This window comes from Streptomyces sp. SID8374 (assembly GCF_009865135.1).
Taxonomy (GTDB): Bacteria; Actinomycetota; Actinomycetes; order Streptomycetales; family Streptomycetaceae; genus Streptomyces.
Genome location: NZ_WWGH01000001.1, coordinates 1,943,332 through 1,959,888 on the forward strand (window position 1 = coordinate 1,943,332; position 16,557 = coordinate 1,959,888).

General features: G+C 72.7%; 13 protein-coding genes. 8 read left to right on the forward strand and 5 right to left on the reverse strand.

Annotated elements, in window-relative coordinates:
- Nucleotides 1-62 precede the first annotated feature (62 nt).
- Both GTY67_RS08710 and GTY67_RS08715 read left to right on the forward strand, forming a co-directional pair.
- Nucleotides 63-1,100: a rod shape-determining protein gene (locus GTY67_RS08710; RefSeq protein ID WP_093693886.1), complete on the forward strand. Its 1,038-nt coding sequence runs from the start codon at nt 63-65 to the stop codon at nt 1,098-1,100.
- A 5-nt stretch (nt 1,101-1,105) separates the two neighbouring features.
- Nucleotides 1,106-2,614, forward strand: coding sequence for a GAF domain-containing protein (locus GTY67_RS08715; protein ID WP_093693885.1), 1,509 nt, complete (start codon nt 1,106-1,108; stop codon nt 2,612-2,614).
- A gap of 30 nt (nt 2,615-2,644) precedes the next feature.
- Here GTY67_RS08715 and GTY67_RS08720 read toward each other — a convergent pair whose 3' ends face one another.
- Nucleotides 2,645-3,076: an Lrp/AsnC family transcriptional regulator gene (locus GTY67_RS08720; protein WP_093693884.1), complete on the reverse strand. Its 432-nt coding sequence runs from the start codon at nt 3,074-3,076 to the stop codon at nt 2,645-2,647.
- A 126-nt stretch (nt 3,077-3,202) separates the two neighbouring features.
- On the opposite strand from GTY67_RS08720, the gene GTY67_RS08725 reads away from it, so the two are divergent.
- On the forward strand, nt 3,203-4,435 hold the full coding sequence (locus GTY67_RS08725) for a NarK/NasA family nitrate transporter (protein ID WP_161278298.1): 1,233 nt from the start codon (nt 3,203-3,205) through the stop codon (nt 4,433-4,435).
- A gap of 71 nt (nt 4,436-4,506) precedes the next feature.
- Here GTY67_RS08725 and GTY67_RS08730 read toward each other — a convergent pair whose 3' ends face one another.
- Nucleotides 4,507-6,693, reverse strand: a complete 2,187-nt coding sequence (locus tag GTY67_RS08730; protein WP_161278299.1) for a ThuA domain-containing protein — start codon at nt 6,691-6,693, stop codon at nt 4,507-4,509.
- Complete coding sequence (locus tag GTY67_RS08735; protein ID WP_161278300.1) at nt 6,690-9,170, reverse strand: PQQ-dependent sugar dehydrogenase; 2,481 nt, start codon at nt 9,168-9,170, stop codon at nt 6,690-6,692. The genes GTY67_RS08730 and GTY67_RS08735 overlap by 4 nt, the downstream gene beginning before the upstream one ends.
- A gap of 344 nt (nt 9,171-9,514) precedes the next feature.
- On the opposite strand from GTY67_RS08735, the gene GTY67_RS08740 reads away from it, so the two are divergent.
- Nucleotides 9,515-10,990 carry an acyl-CoA synthetase gene (locus tag GTY67_RS08740; protein ID WP_161278301.1) on the forward strand — a complete coding sequence of 492 codons (1,476 nt, stop codon included), beginning with the start codon at nt 9,515-9,517 and terminating at the stop codon, nt 10,988-10,990.
- On the forward strand, nt 10,980-12,509 hold the full coding sequence (locus GTY67_RS08745) for a carboxyl transferase domain-containing protein (protein WP_161278302.1): 1,530 nt from the start codon (nt 10,980-10,982) through the stop codon (nt 12,507-12,509). Before GTY67_RS08740 ends, GTY67_RS08745 begins: the two co-directional genes overlap by 11 nt.
- A 24-nt stretch (nt 12,510-12,533) precedes the next feature.
- Here GTY67_RS08745 and GTY67_RS08750 read toward each other — a convergent pair whose 3' ends face one another.
- Nucleotides 12,534-13,157: a TetR/AcrR family transcriptional regulator gene (locus tag GTY67_RS08750; protein WP_093693354.1), complete on the reverse strand. Its 624-nt coding sequence runs from the start codon at nt 13,155-13,157 to the stop codon at nt 12,534-12,536.
- A 104-nt stretch (nt 13,158-13,261) separates the two neighbouring features.
- On the opposite strand from GTY67_RS08750, the gene GTY67_RS08755 reads away from it, so the two are divergent.
- Nucleotides 13,262-14,002 (forward strand): 3-oxoacyl-ACP reductase family protein, encoded by a 741-nt coding sequence (locus tag GTY67_RS08755; RefSeq protein WP_093693353.1) that lies wholly within the window; start codon nt 13,262-13,264, stop codon nt 14,000-14,002.
- Between the two features lie 37 nt (nt 14,003-14,039).
- Here the strand turns inward: GTY67_RS08755 and GTY67_RS08760 are convergent, their stop codons facing one another.
- Nucleotides 14,040-15,302, reverse strand: a complete 1,263-nt coding sequence (locus GTY67_RS08760; RefSeq protein WP_161278303.1) for an MFS transporter — start codon at nt 15,300-15,302, stop codon at nt 14,040-14,042.
- Between the two features lie 184 nt (nt 15,303-15,486).
- On the opposite strand from GTY67_RS08760, the gene GTY67_RS08765 reads away from it, so the two are divergent.
- Both GTY67_RS08765 and GTY67_RS08770 read left to right on the forward strand, forming a co-directional pair.
- Nucleotides 15,487-15,891, forward strand: coding sequence for an ATP-binding protein (locus GTY67_RS08765; RefSeq protein ID WP_161278304.1), 405 nt, complete (start codon nt 15,487-15,489; stop codon nt 15,889-15,891).
- Between the two features lie 12 nt (nt 15,892-15,903).
- Nucleotides 15,904-16,245: an STAS domain-containing protein gene (locus GTY67_RS08770; protein WP_161278305.1), complete on the forward strand. Its 342-nt coding sequence runs from the start codon at nt 15,904-15,906 to the stop codon at nt 16,243-16,245.
- Nucleotides 16,246-16,557 lie beyond the last annotated feature (312 nt).

Below are 16,557 nucleotides of genomic sequence, written 5' to 3' on the forward strand. Positions count from 1 at the left end.
ACGATGCGATGAGAGGCCGGCTCCCGCCGGTACCCCCATCCGCGCTCTCGGGAGAACCTGCCGTGACCGTCAGCCTTGAGCAGTTGCAGCGTTGCCACATCGCCGTCGATCTCGGGGCCGCGAGGACCCGTGTGTACGTCAAGGGGCTCGGGCTCGTCGTCGACGAACCGAGCGTCGCCGCAGTCAACACCCGTACCGGATCGCTCATCGCGGTCGGCGTCCTCGCCGAGCAGATGACCGGCCGCACCCCCGAGTACATCCGGGTGGTCCGCCCGGTCTCCGGCGGGACCGTCGTCGACATCGAGATGGCCCAGCGGATGCTGCGCCACCTCCTCGGCGACAAGCTCCGCCGCCAGCTGCGCCGCAAGCCGCGGCTGCGGGCCGCCGCCTGCACCCCGCACGAGGCCGACCCGCTGGCCCAGCGCGCCACGGTGGAGACCCTCGTCGGGCTCGGCGCCCGGCGGGTCGAGCTGGTGGACACGCTGATCGCGGCGGCCGTCGGCTGCGGGCTGCCGGTGGAGCAGCCGACCGCCACCATGATCATGGTGTGCGGCGCGGCCACCACGCAGATCGCCGTGCTCTCGCTCGGCTCCATCGTGACGGCCGTCCGCATCCCCGTCGGCGGCAACGCCATCGACGAAGCGGTCATCCAGCACCTGCGCCAGCACCACGAGCTGATGCTGCCGAGCCAGTCCGTGCGCCCGCTCCAGCTGGCGCTGCACGGCAACGGCCTCCAGCTCACCGGGCCCGCCCTGACCGAGATCCACGGCCGGGACGTGGCGACCGGCCTGGCCCGCTCGGTACAGGTCGACACCGCCGCCGTACGGCAGGCCATCCACACCCCGCTCACCGCCGTACTCGACGGGGTCGGCAAGGTGCTCCGCGAGTGCCCGCCCGATCTGGTGGCCGACCTCGCGGACCGCGGGATCATGATGGTGGGCGGTAGCGCGCTGCTGCCGGGCCTCGACGAGATGCTCCGCGACGCGACCGGCATGCCGGTGCACATCGCCGACCGCCCGGACGTGTGCTCGGTGCTCGGCCTGGGCGCGATGCTGGACGGCAAGATCCAGCCGATGACCCTCAACCCACTGGCGAGCTAGGGTCGTTGTCCCCCGTCGACCGGCTGCCGCTCCTGCTGGAGGCCGTCCTCAGCATCGGCAGCGACCTCGGGCTCCGGGCCACCCTCCAGCAGATCGTGGACACCGCGACCGCGCTGACCGGGGCCCGCTGCGGGGCGCTCGGCGTGCTGGAGCCCGACCAGGACCGGACCGAGGCGCTCTACACGACCGGGATGACCGAGGCGGAGCGGCAGCGCATCGGCCGCCTCCTCCCGGAGAGCCGGGCCGGGCTCCCGTACGAGGGCGGCGGCCGGGAGCCGGACGGGCTGCCGGAGCGGGCCTTCCTCATCGCCCCGATCCAGGTGCACACCGAACTCTTCGGCCACCTCTGCCTCACCGAGAAGAGTTCGGGCCCCTTCAGCGAGACGGACCGGGCCCTGCTGCACGTCCTCGCCTCCCAGGCGGGCATCGCGATCGGCAACGCCCGGCTCTACGAGAGCGCCCGGCAGCGCGAGCGGTGGATCGAGGGGGCGGCCGCCGTCACCACGGCCCTGCTGACCGGGACCGACGCGGCCGACGCCCTGATGACCGTGGCCGAACGCGCCCGGGTGCTCGCCGGGGCCTCGGCCGGGGTGATCCTCCAGCCGACCGAGGCGGGCGGGATGGAGATCGTGACCGCCTCCACCCTCGACGACCCGGCGGGCATCGTCGGCACGACCATCGCGCCGGGCTCCCCCGTCCTGGTCCAGCTCCTGGGCGGCGAACCGGTCTTCATCGACGACTCCGCCACCGACCCCCGGATGACCACCGACGTACGGTCCCGGTTCGGGCCCAGCATGATGCTGCCGCTACAGAGCGGCGGCCGGCTCATCGGCACCCTCGCCCTGCCCCGGCGGCGCGGCGCACCCCCGTACACGGCGGTCGACCGGCTGCTCGCGACCCAGTTCGCCTCGCAGGCCGCCCTGGCGCTGGTGATGGCCGACGCGCAGGCGGACCGGGAGCAGCTGGCGGTGTACGAGGACCGCGACCGGATCGCCCGTGACCTGCACGATCTGGTGGTCCAGCGGCTCTTCGCGACCGAGATGATGCTGGAGTCGACGCGGCGGCGGGCCACGGGCGAGAGGGTGGACGAGGAGGGGGCAGGTGAGCTGCTCGGCCGGGCCGTGGACGAGCTGGACTCCACCATCCAGGAGGTCCGCACCGCGATCTTCGCCCTCCAGCAGCCGCCCGCCGAGGCCCCGAGCACCTTCCGGGGCCGGGTCCTGCGGGAGACCGGGGGCGCGGCGGCGCTGCTGGGCTTTCCGCCGTCGGTGCACTTCACGGGGGCGGTGGACGCGCTGGTGGGCGAGGAGGCGGGCCGGGAGCTGCTGGCCGCGCTGCGCGGGGCGCTGGCCGCCGCCCACCGCAGGCCCGGCGTCTCGGCGATCGATGTGGCGGTGGACGCGACGGTGCGGCTGCCGGACGGGCGGAGCGCGGTGCGTCTCGTGGTGGCGGACGACGGGCGGGACGAGGAGGGCGGCCGGTCGACGACGGTGACCTGGCAGGCGCCGCTGTGAGGCCCGCCGGACCGGCCTGAGCGCCGGCCGTCAGTGCTTCGGGGCCGCCCGCAGCGCGATCCGGGTGGTGGAGTGGGCCACGCCCGCCTCGCGTTTCAGCCTCCGCAGCAGCGAGTCCAGCGCCACCGGGTCGGCCGCCGTGGCGCGGATCAGATAGTCGTGGCCGCCGGTCACATGCACCACCTCCGTGATCCCGGGCAGCATCAGCACCGAACGTTCGAACTCCTCGTTCGTCGTGTCGAGGCGCAGCGTCACATCGATGAAGACGACCAGGCCCGAACGGGTGTCGGCGGCCGGGTCGACGATGACGGTGAAGCCGCGGATCACCCCGTCCTTGCGCATACGGCGGACCCGGTCGCCCGCCGCGTTGGCGCTGAGCCCCACGCGTACGCCCAGATCCCGGTACGAGATCCGCGCGTCCTCCTGGAGAATGCTGAGGATTTCCCTGTCCAGCCGATCCATACCACGATTGTCCCAGCTTGCGGCGATATCGGCCGAGGAGAGCGCGTACCGGACGAGGACACGCACCGTCGCCCGGTCGGCGCAGCCCGGCGGGCCGTGCGCTCCCCCGCGCCCTTGACTTGCCGTGTGAACACCGCTGTCAAACAGTCCCCCGAGCCTCCGGACGCCCCCGCTCCGGCGGCCGCCGCGCCCTCCCCGGCCGCGTACCGCAATCTCGTCATGGCCACGATCGGCTTCGCCCTCACCTTCTGGGCGTGGAACCTGATCGCGCCGATGTCCGGGGACTACAAGGACCGGCTGGGACTCAGCTCGTTCCAGCAGTCGTTCCTGGTGGCCGTGCCGGTGCTCGTCGGGTCGCTCGGCCGGATCCCGGTGGGCGCGCTGACGGACAAGTACGGCGCGAAGCTGATGTTCCCGCTGGTGTCGGCGCTGACGATCGTGCCGGTGCTGCTGCTGATCCCGGCGAAGAACTCGTACGGGGCGATGATCGCGGTCGGCTTCCTGCTGGGGCTCGGCGGGACGACCTTCGCGATCGGTGTCCCGCTGGTCAACTCGTGGTTCCCGCCCGCCAAGCGGGGGTTCGCGCTCGGCGTGTTCGGGATGGGCATGGGCGGGGTGGCGCTCTCCGGGTACTTCACCCCGCGCATCGCCAAGCACGGCGACAACCTGCCGTTCCTCGTGGTCGCGGGCGCGCTGGTCGTGTACGCGCTGCTCGCCGCCGTCCTGGTCAGCGACCACCCCGACCGGAAAGTGCCCACGGACACGTTGGTGCACCGGCTGGGCGACGCCGGGAAGCTGCGGGTGACCTGGGAGCTGTCGGCGCTGTACGCGATCGGCTTCGGCGGGATCGTGGCGTTCGGGGTCTATCTGCCGACGTACCTGAAGACCTGGTACGAGATGTCACCGACCGAGGCGGGTACCAAGGCGGCCGGGTTCGCGCTGGTCACGGTGGTGTTCCGGCCGATCGGCGGCTGGCTCTCGGACCGGATCCACCCGGCGCCGGTGACCTCGGGCGCGCTGCTGCTGGCGGCCCTGATGGCGGTCGTCCAGGCCTTCGAGCCGCCGCTGAACCCGGTCGGCACGATCGCTCTGCTGGCCATGGCGGCCGGACTCGGCACGGCGAGCGGCAGCGTCTTCGCCCTGGTCTCGCAGGTGACCCCGCAGCCGAAGGTGGGCAGTGTGACGGGCATCGTCGGCGCGATGGGCGGGCTCGGCGGCTTCGTACCGCCGCTGGTGATGGGGGCGATCTACAGCGCCAAGGACTCGTACGCGATCGGGTTCATGCTCCTGTCGGACCTGGCGCTGGCCGGGTGCGTGTACGCGTACGGGCGGATGCGGAACATCCAGCGCGACGGGTGAGGCGTACGGGGGCAGGAGAACGGCCGCGTTCCCGCCGGAACGCGGCCGTTCGTGTGTGGGCCCGGGTAGGACTACCTGGGCTGGCGGCGCTGCTGTTCGAACCGGTCCGCCCAGTACGCGGTCCGGTCCAGGTACGCCGTCTCGGCGGCCTCCCCGGTCTTGCCGTAGGCCCCCTCGAAGGTCTCGTAGCCGTGGCCCGGGGGCGGGGTGGAGGAGGCCGGTTCGATGGAGCTGCCCTCGTGCCACTCGTTGAACGAGGTGACGGAGACCCAGGTGGGGTCGCCGCCGATGGCCGGGTCCAGTGCGTTGTTCCACTCCAGGTCGTAGGAGGCGCCGTCCTCGCGGCCCAGGGTGGGGGTGGTGTTGCCGGGGACGGCCCGGTCGTCGATGTAGCCGGGGGCGACCGAGGGGGCCCAGACGAGGCCGTTGGCCTTGGCGTAGTCGCCCGCCTGCTTCCAGCCGGGGGCGGTGGCGCCCGCGATGCCGTCGTAGGTGTAGATCCCGCCGAAGTGGCCGACCTTGGTGGTGTCGGTGGTCTGGGCGAGGACGATGGCGGTGTCCTTGACGGCGTCCAGCGCCGACCAGTCCTGGATCTTCAGGCTCTCGAAGATGTAGTAGGCGTTGCGGTCGCCGTGTGCCGCGTCCCGGTAGAACGCCGGATGGTCGCCGAACTTCCCTTCCAGGTAGGCGATGTCGTCGACGACGGAAGCGGCGGTACGGCCGCTGTACGGCTCTATGTGCCAGGCGACCTCGATGCCGTGGCGGGCGGCGGCGTCCAGGACGTCACCGGCGAGCGAGTCCTCGTAACCCCCTTGCCCCCACCAGCTGTAGACGATGACGCCCGCGCCGGACCGCTGGACCCACTCCATGTGCTGGTCCACCGCCCCGGCGATGTCGCCGGAGTCGTAGGGGCCGAGCTTGGGGTAGAGGTCGGCGCCGATGGAGTCGGGCGGGGTGCGGCCGCCCTGCTGCCAGTGGCGCCAGCTCCCCGCCGGGCCTTCCGGGGTGCCGTACCAGGGGTAGTAGAAGAGGTGGACGTTGGACGAGCCGCCGGCCTCGGTGGCCGGGGCGCGGGTGAGGGTGAGGCGGTCGACGTCGAAGAGGGCGCCCGCTCCCCCGGTGAACCGCAGGAACAGCGGGCCCGCGCCCGGTGCGGCGGCCGTCAGGGCGGTGGTGACCTCGGTGAAGGTGTCCCAGCCGCCGGTCGGGGCCACGTCCACCGAGCCGAGGAGCTGCCCGGTGGCGGAGCCTGCGCGGACCTCGATGGTGCCGCCCGCGCCGGCCGAGGAGACGGTGGCGGTGAAGGCGGTGGCCCCGGCCGGGTCGAGGGTGGCGTAGCCCGCCCAGTCGCCGTCGTCGATGTAGCCGAGGGTGGCGCCGCCGCTGGCCGCCGCGTGCGGGGCGATCTGGACGCCGGAGGAGGAGGTGTACGCCTCCGCCTCGGCGCTGTCCCCGCCCGGGCCGGGGCCAGGGCCGGGACTGCCGTCACCGCAGTCGGCCTCGACGGCTCCGGCCGCGTACTGGATGCCGCCCAGGAGGAGTTGGCGGAAGTCCGGGTCGGCGAAGGACTCGATGGTGTGGCCGAGCCCGGTGTAGAAGGAGCGGCCGTCCTGCTGCGGGTGGCACCAGGTGATGGGGTGGTCGCCGTCCATCTCGCCGCCGCTGTAGCTGGATTCGTCCAGCGACTGGAGTACGTGGACGTTCTCGCGCGGGTTGGAGCGGTAGTTGTACCACTCGTCGGTCCGCGTCCAGGTGTCGTCCAGGTGGGCGGTGGCCGGGTGGACGTGGTCCTCGGTGGTGAGGCGGGCCTCCTGGATCGCCGGGTGGCTCTTGAACCAGGCGCCCACCAGGTCCTCGTACTCCGGCCAGTCGTACTCGGTGTCGGCCGCCGCGTGGACGCCGACGAAGCCGCCGCCGCCGTCGACGTACCCCTTGAGGGCGTTCTGCTGGGTGTCGTCCAGGATGTCGCCGGTGGTGGAGAGGAAGACGACGGCCTCGTACTCGGCAAGGTTCTGCGGGGTGAAGGCGGTCGCGTCCTCGGTGGCGGTGACGGTGAAGTCGTTGGCCGCGCCCAGCTGTTGGATGGCGGTGATGCCCGCCGGGATGGAGTCGTGGCGGAACCCGGCGGTCTTGGAGAAGACCAGGACCTGGTACGGATCGGCGGCCGCTGCCGCGCTGGGGGCGCCCGGGGAGAGGAACGCGGCCCCCAGGGCGAGGGCGACGGCGCAGGCCAGGCGGCGGATGCGGGGTGTCCTCATCGGCCTTCCACCTCCGTCGGCCGGGTACTGAACGTGAACGCGTCCAGGTCGAAGAGGCTGCCCTGACCCGTCGGGCCCTTGAAGACGAGGAAGAGTTCGATGGGCCCGGCGGGGGCGTTGCCCACGTCCGCCGAGACATCGACGAAGTCCTCCCAGCCGCCGGTCGGGTCGACGGTGAGCGTGGACAGGAGGGTGCCGGTGGGTGAGCCCGCCCGCAGCTCCAGGGTGCCGCCCGCGCCGCCCGAGGCGACCCGTGCGGTGACGGAGGTGGCGTTGGCCAGGACGTACGGCTCGAAGGAGATCCAGTCGCCGTCGTCGGTGTAGCCGACGGTGGCGCCGCCCTCGGCGGGCCCGTGCGGGGCGATCTCGATGCCGGACTGGGCGGAGAAGTGCTCGCCCTGGCGGTGGCGGGGCTGGAGGATGGAGTCGCTGTGGGTGGTCAGCCCGCCCGCGTCGGTGTACTCGGCGTCGAAGACCCCGTAGATGTTGGCCGCGCTGTCGTGCTCGCCGTCGACGGGGACGTCGATGGTGCCGGAGCAGCCGTTCTTCGAGGTGATCTGGTGGCGGTGGCTGTCATGGCCGAGGAGGTAGGTGACCTTGACCTTGGAGCAGTCGACCGTGCCGTCCTCGGGGTCGCTGACGGTCACGGTGAACGGGACGGAGTCGCCGAAGGAGAACAGGGTGCCGTCCGCCGGGGTGTCGAGGGTGACCGTGGGCGCGGTGTTGCCCGCCGTCACGACCAGGCTCGCGGTGCCGGTGAGCCCTTCGGGGTCGGTGACGGTGAGGGTCGGGGTGTAGGTCCCGGCGGTGGTGTAGGTGTGGCTCGGGTCGGCGTCGGTGGAGGTGGCTCCGTCGCCGAAGTCCCAGGCGTAGGTGAGGTTTCCGCCCTCGGGGTCGTTGCTTCCGGCCGAGGAGAAGGAGACCGCGAGGGGCGTGGGCCCGGAGGTCCTGTCGGCGGCGGCCCGGGCGACCGGGGAGCGGTTGCTGCCCGCGAGGTACTCGATGCGGTAGAGGGCCTGGTTGCCCGCGCCGGTCCCGTAGTCGAGGACGTACAGCGCCCCGTCGGGTCCGAACGCGGAGTCCATCACCTGGGTGCCGGTCCACGGGAAGGTGTCGATGGTGCCCGGCGACCCGTCGGCCCGCACCTCCACGGGCTTGATCCACTGGCGGCCGTACTCGGTGGCGAAGAACCGGCCGTCGAGGGAGGCCGGGAGCTTCACGGCCGAGTCGAGGTCCGGATCGAAGTTGTATACGGGTCCGGCCATCGGGGACTCCGAGCCGCCGCCGAACTCCGGCGGGGAGCCCGCGTCACCGGCGTACCGGATCCAGGCGGGCTGGGCCGGGGGCAGGGTGGCGAGGCCGGTGTTGCGGAAGGAGTTGTTGGCCGGGCCGCCGGCGCAGTCGTACTCGGCTCCGGCGGGGCCGCTGGGGAAGGTGTACTCGCCGTACGTCTCCGTCGGCGTGTTGGTGCCGGTGCAGTACGGCCAGCCGAAGTTGCCGGGCTCGGTGACGCGGTTGAACTCGACCTGGCCGCTGGGGCCCCGGTCCGGGTCGGTGGTTCCGGCGTCGGGCCCGTAGTCGCCGATGTAGACGGCCCCGGTCTTCTGGTCGACGGACATCCGGAACGGGTTGCGGAAGCCCATCGCGTAGATCTCGGGGCGGGTGTTCGCGGTGCCGGGGGCGAAGAGGTTGCCCGCCGGGACGGTGTAGCCGCCGTCGGCCGTCGGCTTGATCCGCAGGAGCTTGCCGCGCAGGTCGTCGGTGTTGCCGGAGGAGCGCTGGGCGTCGAACTGCGGGTTGCGGTCGGTGCGTTCGTCGATGGGCGCGTAGCCGCTGGACTCGAAGGGGTTGGTGTCGTCACCGGTGGTCAGATACAGATTCCCGGCGGCGTCGAAGTCGATGTCCCCGCCGACGTGGCAGCACTGGCCCCGGTCGCTCTCGACTTCGAGGACGACCTTCTCGCTGGCGGTGTCCAGCGTTCCGTCGGCCTTGAGCACGAAGCGGGAGAGGTTGAGGTGCCCCTTCCACGCTTCGAAATCGGCGGCGGACCCGGTGGTGGGGGCGTCGCCGGGCGGGGTGTCCAGGGCGGGCGAGTAGTAGAGGTAGACGTACCGGTTGACCGCGAAGTCCGGGTCGACGGCGACGCCTTGGAGGCCTTCCTCGTCATGCGTGTAGACGTCGAGTTTCCCCGCCGTCCTCGTCGCCCCGGCCGCGTCGGTGAGGCGGAGCGTGCCGTCGCGGGCGGTGTGCAGGACGGACCGGTCGGGCAGCACGGCGAGGGACATGGCCTCGCCCAGCTCGGCGGGCCCGACGGCCAGCTGGACCTGCTGGTAGTCGGCGGCGGGGATGTCGGCCGCGGCGCGTGGGGCGGGGGCGTCGGGGTCGGCGGCCGTGGCGGTGGGGACGGCCAGGGCGGTGGCCAGCAGGGCGGCGAGCGCGGTGGCGTATCTGGACCAGCGTGGGGGTGCGGGTGACATGGGTGCGGGTGTTCCTTCCTGACGGTACGTGGGGTCTGTCAGGCAAGGCGCTGTCGCGCTTTGCGACGTGCAGGAGCCCGGGGCGCAGGCGGCTTTTTACTTTCGGAGAGCGCTCCAACGCCCTTGTGGGGCAGGCTTTTTGCATGCTGGCAACGCAAAATTAATTTGTCAAGGTCGTGTCAAAATTACGGTTCGGTGCTCTGTGCAGCGATGTGGCGGGGGTGCGCCGGGCGGCCCCTGGACGGCCGGTCCCCGGCGGCGGCCGCCCCCGCCCGATGGTGACGCTGCCCTCATCGGCATCCGGCTCCCGGCGAGGCCCGCACCGAGCCCCTAGGCTTCCCGGCGTGACCCCCCTTCTTCCCGCGCTCCAGTCCCCGACCGGCCCGGCAGCCTCCCGGGAGGCCGTCCGCTTCGGCGACCTCTCCCTGACCTACGGCGAACTGGCCGCCGCCTCCACCGCCCTCGCCGCCCGGATGGCGGACGCGGGCCGGGTCGCCGTCTGGGCCGCCCCGACACCGGAGACGGTGATCGCGGTGGTGGCGGCACTCCGGGCCGGAGTCCCGGCCGTGCCCCTCAACCCCCGTACGGGCGAACGCGAGTTGGCGCACATCCTGGCCGACAGCGAGCCCACCGCCGTACTGGCGGGCCCGGACGACGCGCTGCCCCCGGCGCTGGAGAAACTGCGCCGGGTGACGGTCGACGCGCGGGCACCTGAGCATACGGAGGGAGACGCGCCGGCCGAGGAAGCGCCCGAGTCCCCCGCCCTGATCGTCTACACCTCCGGCACCACCGGCCCGCCCAAGGGGGCCGTCCTGCCCCGCCGGGCGATCGCCGCGTCGCTGGACGCGCTGGAGGACGCCTGGGGGTGGACCGGCGACGACGTCCTGGTCCACGCGCTGCCGCTGTTCCACGTCCACGGGCTGATCCTGGGCGTGCTCGGCCCGTTGCGCCGGGGCGGTTCCCTGCGCCACCTGGGGAAGTTCTCCACCGAGGGGGTGGCCCGGGAGCTGGGGTCCGGGGGCACGATGCTGTTCGGCGTACCGACGATGTACCACCGGCTGGCGGAGGTGCTGGACGCGCCGGCGGGCGGTGCCGAGCGGGACGCTCTCGCCGGGGCTCTGGCCGGGGCGCGGCTGCTGGTCTCCGGTTCGGCGGCGCTCCCCGTGCACGACCACGAGCGCATCGCGGCGGCGACCGGGCGGCGGGTGATCGAACGGTACGGGATGACGGAGACCCTGATGAACACGGGGATCCGGGCGGACGGCGTTCCGCGCCCGGGCACGGTCGGCCCGCCGCTCGCGGGGGTGGAGCTGCGCCTGGTGGAGGAGGACGGCACGGTACTGGAGGGGACGGAGGCGATCGGCGAGATCCAGGTGCGGGGCCCGAACCTCTTCACCGGCTATCTGAACCGGCCCGACGCCACCGCCGCCGCGCACACGGCCGACGGCTGGTTCCGTACGGGCGATGTCGGCACGGTGGACGGTGACGGATACGTACGGATCGTCGGGCGCAAGGCCACCGACCTCATCAAGAGCGGCGGCTACAAGATCGGCGCGGGCGAGATCGAGAACGTGCTCCTCGGCCACCCCGGAGTCCGGGAGGCGGCCGTGACCGGGGAGGAGGACCCGGACCTCGGTGAGCGGGTCGTGGCCTGGGTGGTCGCGTCCGACCCGGACTCTCCACCCCTGGCCGAAGAGTTGGCTGACCATGTGGCGGCCCAGCTGGCCCCGCACAAGCGCCCGCGCACGGTGCACTTCCTGGACGCGCTGCCCCGTAACGACCTGGGCAAGATCATGAAGAGGTCGCTCCATGTCCGCTGACCCGTCCTCGCGCATGACGGCCCGCGAGGCGATCGCGCTGCTCACCGGCACGGCCGGCTTCACCGAGCACCGCCCGCCGCCGCGCACGCTGCCGCCGGATGGTCCGCTCGGCTGGGCGGGGTACGACGCGGCACGGGAGCGGGCGGCGGAGCGCACGGGCGAGGACGAGTCGGTCGTGTACGGGACCGGGGTCGTCGGCGACCGCGCATGCGTCCTCCTCGCCTTCGAATTCGGCTTCCTGGGCGGCTCGTTGGGCCAGCTGACGGGCGACCGCCTGGAAGCCGCGTACGGACTGGCACTCTCCCGGCGCCTCCCGCTGGTCGCGCTCGTCGCCACGGGTGGCAGCCGGATGCAGGAGGGCATGGTCGCGCTCACCCAGCTCCAGCGGGTGGCGGCCGCCTCCACCCGGCTGCGGGCGGCGGGGCTCCCGCAGATCGCGGTGGTCCGCGACCCCACGACCGGCGGCGGCTGGGCCACGGTGGGAGCGGGCGCGGATGTGGTGCTGGCCCTGCCGGGCGCCCAGATCGGGTTCGCCGGATCCCGGGTACGCCCGCCGGACGCGGACCCGTACGCGTACGGCGCCGAGGGCCAGTTCGCGGCGGGCCAGGTGGACACGGTGATCCCGGCTGGGGAGCTACGGGACACGGTGGGGCTGTGGCTGCGGGCGCTGGGGGCGCCGGGCGGGGGCGGGGGAACGCCGGGCGGGGGTGGCGGGACGGCAGGCATGGGCGGCGGGACGCCGGGCGGGGACGGCCGGGCACCAGGCACAGGCGGCGGGACACCAGGCACGGACGGCCGGGCACCAGGCACGGACGGCCGGGCACCGGGCGGGGGCGGGGGAACGCCGGGCGGGGACGGGCCCGCCGCCGCGCCCCTCCCCCGGGCCCAGGCGTCCACCGCCTCCGGGCTGCCGACGACCGGCCGGGAGGCGGTGGAGCGGGCCCGTTCCGCGCAACGGCCGCGCGCGGAGGCGTATCTGGCCGACTACTTCGCCGTACGGCTCCCCCTCCGCGGGGACCGGTGCGGCGGCAGCGATCCCGGGTTGCTGACCGGCTTCGGGCTGCGCGCGGACGGGCAGCCGGTCGCGTACGTCGCCCAGTGCGGGACCCCGACCCGCCCGGCCGGGTACCGGGCGGCGGCCCGTACGATCCGGCTCGCGGACCGGCTCGGCGTCCCCGTCCTCACCCTGGTCGACACCCCGGGCGCCGCCAACGACGCCGAGGCGGAGCGGGCGGGCGCGGGCGCGGCCATCGCGGACACCTTCGCGGCGATCGCGGCGGCCCGGGTCCCGGTGACGACGCTGGTGATCGGCGAGGGCGGCTCGGGCGGTGCGCTGGCCCTCGCGGCTCCGGGCAACACCCATGTCACGGCGGACAGTTACTTCTCCGTCATCGCCCCCGAGCTGGCGGCGGCGATCCTCAAGCGGCCTCCGGAGGAGACGGGCGCCACCGCCGACCAGCTCCGCCTGCGGCCGCAGGACTTGGTGGAACTGGGCATCGCCCGCTCCATCGTGACGTAGGAAGCGCAGGGCGCACAGCCACACTCATCCTGACGTGGGCGTCGGCTTCCGCACCAGGGTGTCCCAGAGGGCGACGGCCTGGTCCACGGTGGAGGTGAGGCGCTCCAGGGGGACGCCGTCGCGCGCCTCGACGGAGAGTCCGTGGAGGATGGTCGCGTAGAAGGCGGCGACGGAGCGGACGTCGGTGTCGATCCCCAACTCCCCTTCCTGGACCGCCCGTTCCAACCGCACCTCCAGCTCCGCGACCGCCGCCCTGCGACACCCGGCCAGATGCTCGGCGACCTCTCGGTTCTGCTGGGAGCAGTTGGTGGCGGCTAGGACGATCATGCAGCCGCTGGGGGTGCCCGGGTCGGCGAAGATGGCGATGTTGCCGCGCAGCATGGCCTCGACGGCACCCCGTGCCGTCGGCTCCTCGCGCAGGGCGCGGCCGGTCGACGACCCCGCGGTGGCGCCGTAGAGGGCTACAGCCTCCCGGAACAACTCCTCCTTCGAGCCGAAGGTGTTGTAGAGGCTGGCGGAGTTGATGCCCATGGCGGCCGTCAGATCGGTGAGCTTGGCGCCCTCGTACCCGTACTCCCAGAACGTCTCCATCGCACCGCGCAGCGCCGCTCCCCGGTCGAACGCACGCGGCCGCCCTCGTCCGCTCATCTCCGCCTCCTCCAAAGGGGGTTGCCTCGTGCCCGCCCCACCTGTTTAGTATTTCTGGATCGTCCGACCTAAAAATAGCTCAACGCGGGAGCGGAAGGAACAACATGTCTCAGTTAGCGGGCAAGGTGGCGCTGGTGACCGGAGGAAGCCGCGGCATAGGTGCCGCGATCGCCCTCCGCCTGGCCGAGGAGGGAGCCGATGTGGCGCTGACGTACGTGAGCGCGGCCGACGAGGCGAAGGAAGTCGTGGCGGGGGTCGAGGCGTTGGGGCGCAAGGCCCTGGCCATCCAGGCGGACAGCGCGGACCCGGAGGCCGTCGTGCGCTCGGTCGAGGAGGCGGCGGGCACGTTCGGGCGCCTGGACATCCTGGTGAACAACGCCGGGATCTTCTCGCACGGCCCGATCGAGGACGTGACCCTCGCGGAGATCGACCGCATGCTCGCCGTCCACGTGCGGGCCGTCTTCCTCGCCACCCAGGCCGCCGTCCCCCACATGGGGCAGGGCGGCCGCGTCATCAGCATCGGGAGCTGCTGGGCCACCCGCGTGCCCGTGCCGAACGTGACGCTGTACGCGATGAGCAAGTCGGCGCTGACCGGCTTCACCAAGGGCGTCGCTCACGACCTGGCGCCCAAGGGGATCACGGCGAACATCGTGGACCCCGGCCCCACGGTCAGCGACATGAACCCGGAGGGTACGGAGGTGGCGGAGGCGGAGCGCCTGAGGACGGCCGCGAAGGTCATGGGCAGCGGTGCCGACATCGCGGGGGCCGTGGCCTTCCTGGCGGGCCCGGACGCCCGGTGGATCACCGGCACCTCGCTGGCGGTGGACGGCGGGTACGCGGCCTGACGGCGCCGTAAGTCGGCCTGATGGCGCGGTTCGTACGCTACGGCTGCGGGTCCCGGGCGTCGTAGCGGGCGAAGCCGCGCCACTTCAGGGCGAGCAGGGAGACGGCGACGACACAGGCGGTGCCGCCGCCGACGACGGCCACGGCGGGCGAGGTGAGGTCGGCGACCGAGCCGGCCAGGAAGTCGCCGAGCCGCGGCCCGCCCGCGACGACGACGATGAAGACGCCCTGGAGCCGGCCGCGCATCTCGTCGGGGACGGCCGCCTGGAGCATGGTGTTGCGGAAGACCATGGACACGGTGTCGGCGCACCCGGCGAGGGCGAGGAAGAGCAGCCCGAGCCAGAGGTGCCGGGTGAGCCCGAAGACGGCGATGGCGGCGCCCCAGCTGCCGACGGCCAGCAGGACGGCGAGGCCGTGCAGCCGGATGCGGCCGAGCCAGCCGGAGAAGACCCCGCCGAGGAGCGCCCCGAGCGCGGGGGCGGCGACGAGCATGCCGGTGGTCCGGGCGTCACCTCCGTACCAGAGAATCGCGACGACCGGGAAGAGCGCCCGGGGGTGGGCGAGGACCATCGCGCACAGGTCGGTCAGGAAGGTCATACGGAGGTTGGGCCGGCCCACCAGGAACCGCAGCCCGTCCAGGACGGAGGCCCGTTTGCCCGCCCCTTCCTCCCGGTCGGGCAGCATCGAGGGCAGCCGCCACATCGCGTAGAGGGAGGCGGTGAAGGTGAGGGCGTCGACGGTGTACGCGGCGCGGTACCCCCACCAGCCGACGATCAGCCCGCCCAGCATCGGCCCGACGAGGGCGCCCGTCGTACTGGTCATGGAGCTCAACGCGTTGGCGGCGGGCAGCTGTTCGGGCGGCAGCAGCCGGGCGATCATCGAGGAGCGGGCGGGTGCGTTGAGGGCGAAGCAGACGGCCTGGAGGGCGACGATGGCGTACAGCAGGCCGACGTTCTCGACGCCGGCGAAGGTGGCGGCCATCAGGACGAGGGCCAGGGAGAAGGACCCCGAGGCGCTGAAGAGGCCGAGCTTGCGCCGGTCGACGGTGTCGGCGACGGCCCCGCCGTAGAGCCCGAACACGACGAGCGGCACGAGCGAACAGAACCCGATGAGCCCCACGGAGAACGCGGACCCGGTGATGTCGTAGACCTGGAGCGAGACGGCGAGGGCCGTCATCCCCTGCCCGATCCAGGACACGGTGTTCCCGAACCAGAGCCGCCGGTAGTCGGGCGAGGACCGCAGCGGGGTGAGGTCGGCGAATATGCGGGTGCGGTGTACAGGTGGTTCGCTCGTTTCGGTCACAGAGGATGGTAGCCACGCCTCTTCCCGGGCCATCCGGGCGGCCCACCACCCGGACAGCGCATAGGGGCCATGTCCGGAAATGGCCGGCCCATCCGTGTGAACGGTGAGATATCCCCGGAATCCGCGCCAGGGCCCCGCATAGCCTCGCCGAGGTTGCCGACCGAGCACCGGGCGGAGGGCGCACATGGGTGGGAACGCGGTGGAGCTGCCGTCCGACGTAGGGCACATCGACGAGGCCGACGCCTGGGCGGACACGATCGCCCGGAGCTGCGGGCTCGGCGAGGACGACCGGTACAGGATCTGCCTGGCCGTCAGAGAAGCGGCGGCCAACGCCGTCCTGCACGGCAACCAGGAGCACCCCGACAAGCGCGTCCGCCTCGACTGGGAGACCCAGGAGAACCGGGTGCGCATCACGGTAGGCGACGAGGGCACCGGCTTCACGCCTCCCCCACCCACCGGAGAGCTCAACCTGACCCCCTCCGGCCGCGGCCTCGTCCTGATCGACCACCTCACGGACAGCTACACCGTCGCGCACCGCGACGACCCACCGGGAACCGACGTGGTCCTGGTCTTCCGCACCACCACATAGAGGCAGGCACTCATGGCTCAGATCACCCGCCGTCCCGTCGACGACGTCACCATCCTCGCCGTATCCGGAAAGGTCACCATCGGGGTGGGCGACGTGGCACTGCGCAACGCCGTGCAGGAAGAGCTCGAAATCGGTTCGAAGAAGCTGCTCCTCGACTTCGGGGGCGTCACCGCGATCGACAGCTCGGGCATCGGCGAGCTCGTCTCCATCTACACGTCGGTCACCAACCGGGGCGGAAAGCTCAAGCTGGTGAACCTGCCCTCGAAGATCACCGACATCCTCGCGATCACCCAGCTGATCACGGTCTTCGACGTGTACGACGACGAGGACGAGGCGGTCAAGAGCTTCGCCTGATCCCCCACCCCCCTGAACCACGCGAGGGCGGCGCCACTCGGGCGCCGCCCTCGCGCGTGCGACGGGCTGTCCGGGGGGGGGGACGGCATCGGCACGGGTATCGGCGTCGGCGTGCTCCGGCGACCAACCGCCCAGGAAGGCCTACACCGTGCCCACGTCGCCGTGCGGGATCGCCGGACCCCGCGCTGGTGAAGATCGCGCTTCCCCGCAGCGACTCCATCTCATCGTCCACCTCGAAGCCGAACGGCGGAACGGTCTGCTGCAACGGGCGCCGGGGTACGCCGACACGGACAACGGGACGATGCCGGAGGA

What these genes read in the sequence shown, in the direction of transcription:
- GTY67_RS08720 (WP_093693884.1), bottom strand. Translation starts at nt 3,076, where the DNA reads ATGGATCGGCTGGACAGGGAAATCCTCAGCATTCTCCAGGAGGACGCG.
- GTY67_RS08730 (WP_161278299.1), bottom strand. Translation starts at nt 6,693, where the DNA reads ATGAGGACACCCCGCATCCGCCGCCTGGCCTGCGCCGTCGCCCTCGCC.
- GTY67_RS08735 (WP_161278300.1), bottom strand. Translation starts at nt 9,170, where the DNA reads ATGTCACCCGCACCCCCACGCTGGTCCAGATACGCCACCGCGCTCGCC.
- GTY67_RS08745 (WP_161278302.1), top strand. Translation starts at nt 10,980, where the DNA reads ATGTCCGCTGACCCGTCCTCGCGCATGACGGCCCGCGAGGCGATCGCG.
- GTY67_RS08750 (WP_093693354.1), bottom strand. Translation starts at nt 13,157, where the DNA reads ATGAGCGGACGAGGGCGGCCGCGTGCGTTCGACCGGGGAGCGGCGCTG.
- GTY67_RS08755 (WP_093693353.1), top strand. Translation starts at nt 13,262, where the DNA reads ATGTCTCAGTTAGCGGGCAAGGTGGCGCTGGTGACCGGAGGAAGCCGC.
- GTY67_RS08765 (WP_161278304.1), top strand. Translation starts at nt 15,487, where the DNA reads ATGGGTGGGAACGCGGTGGAGCTGCCGTCCGACGTAGGGCACATCGAC.
- GTY67_RS08770 (WP_161278305.1), top strand. Translation starts at nt 15,904, where the DNA reads ATGGCTCAGATCACCCGCCGTCCCGTCGACGACGTCACCATCCTCGCC.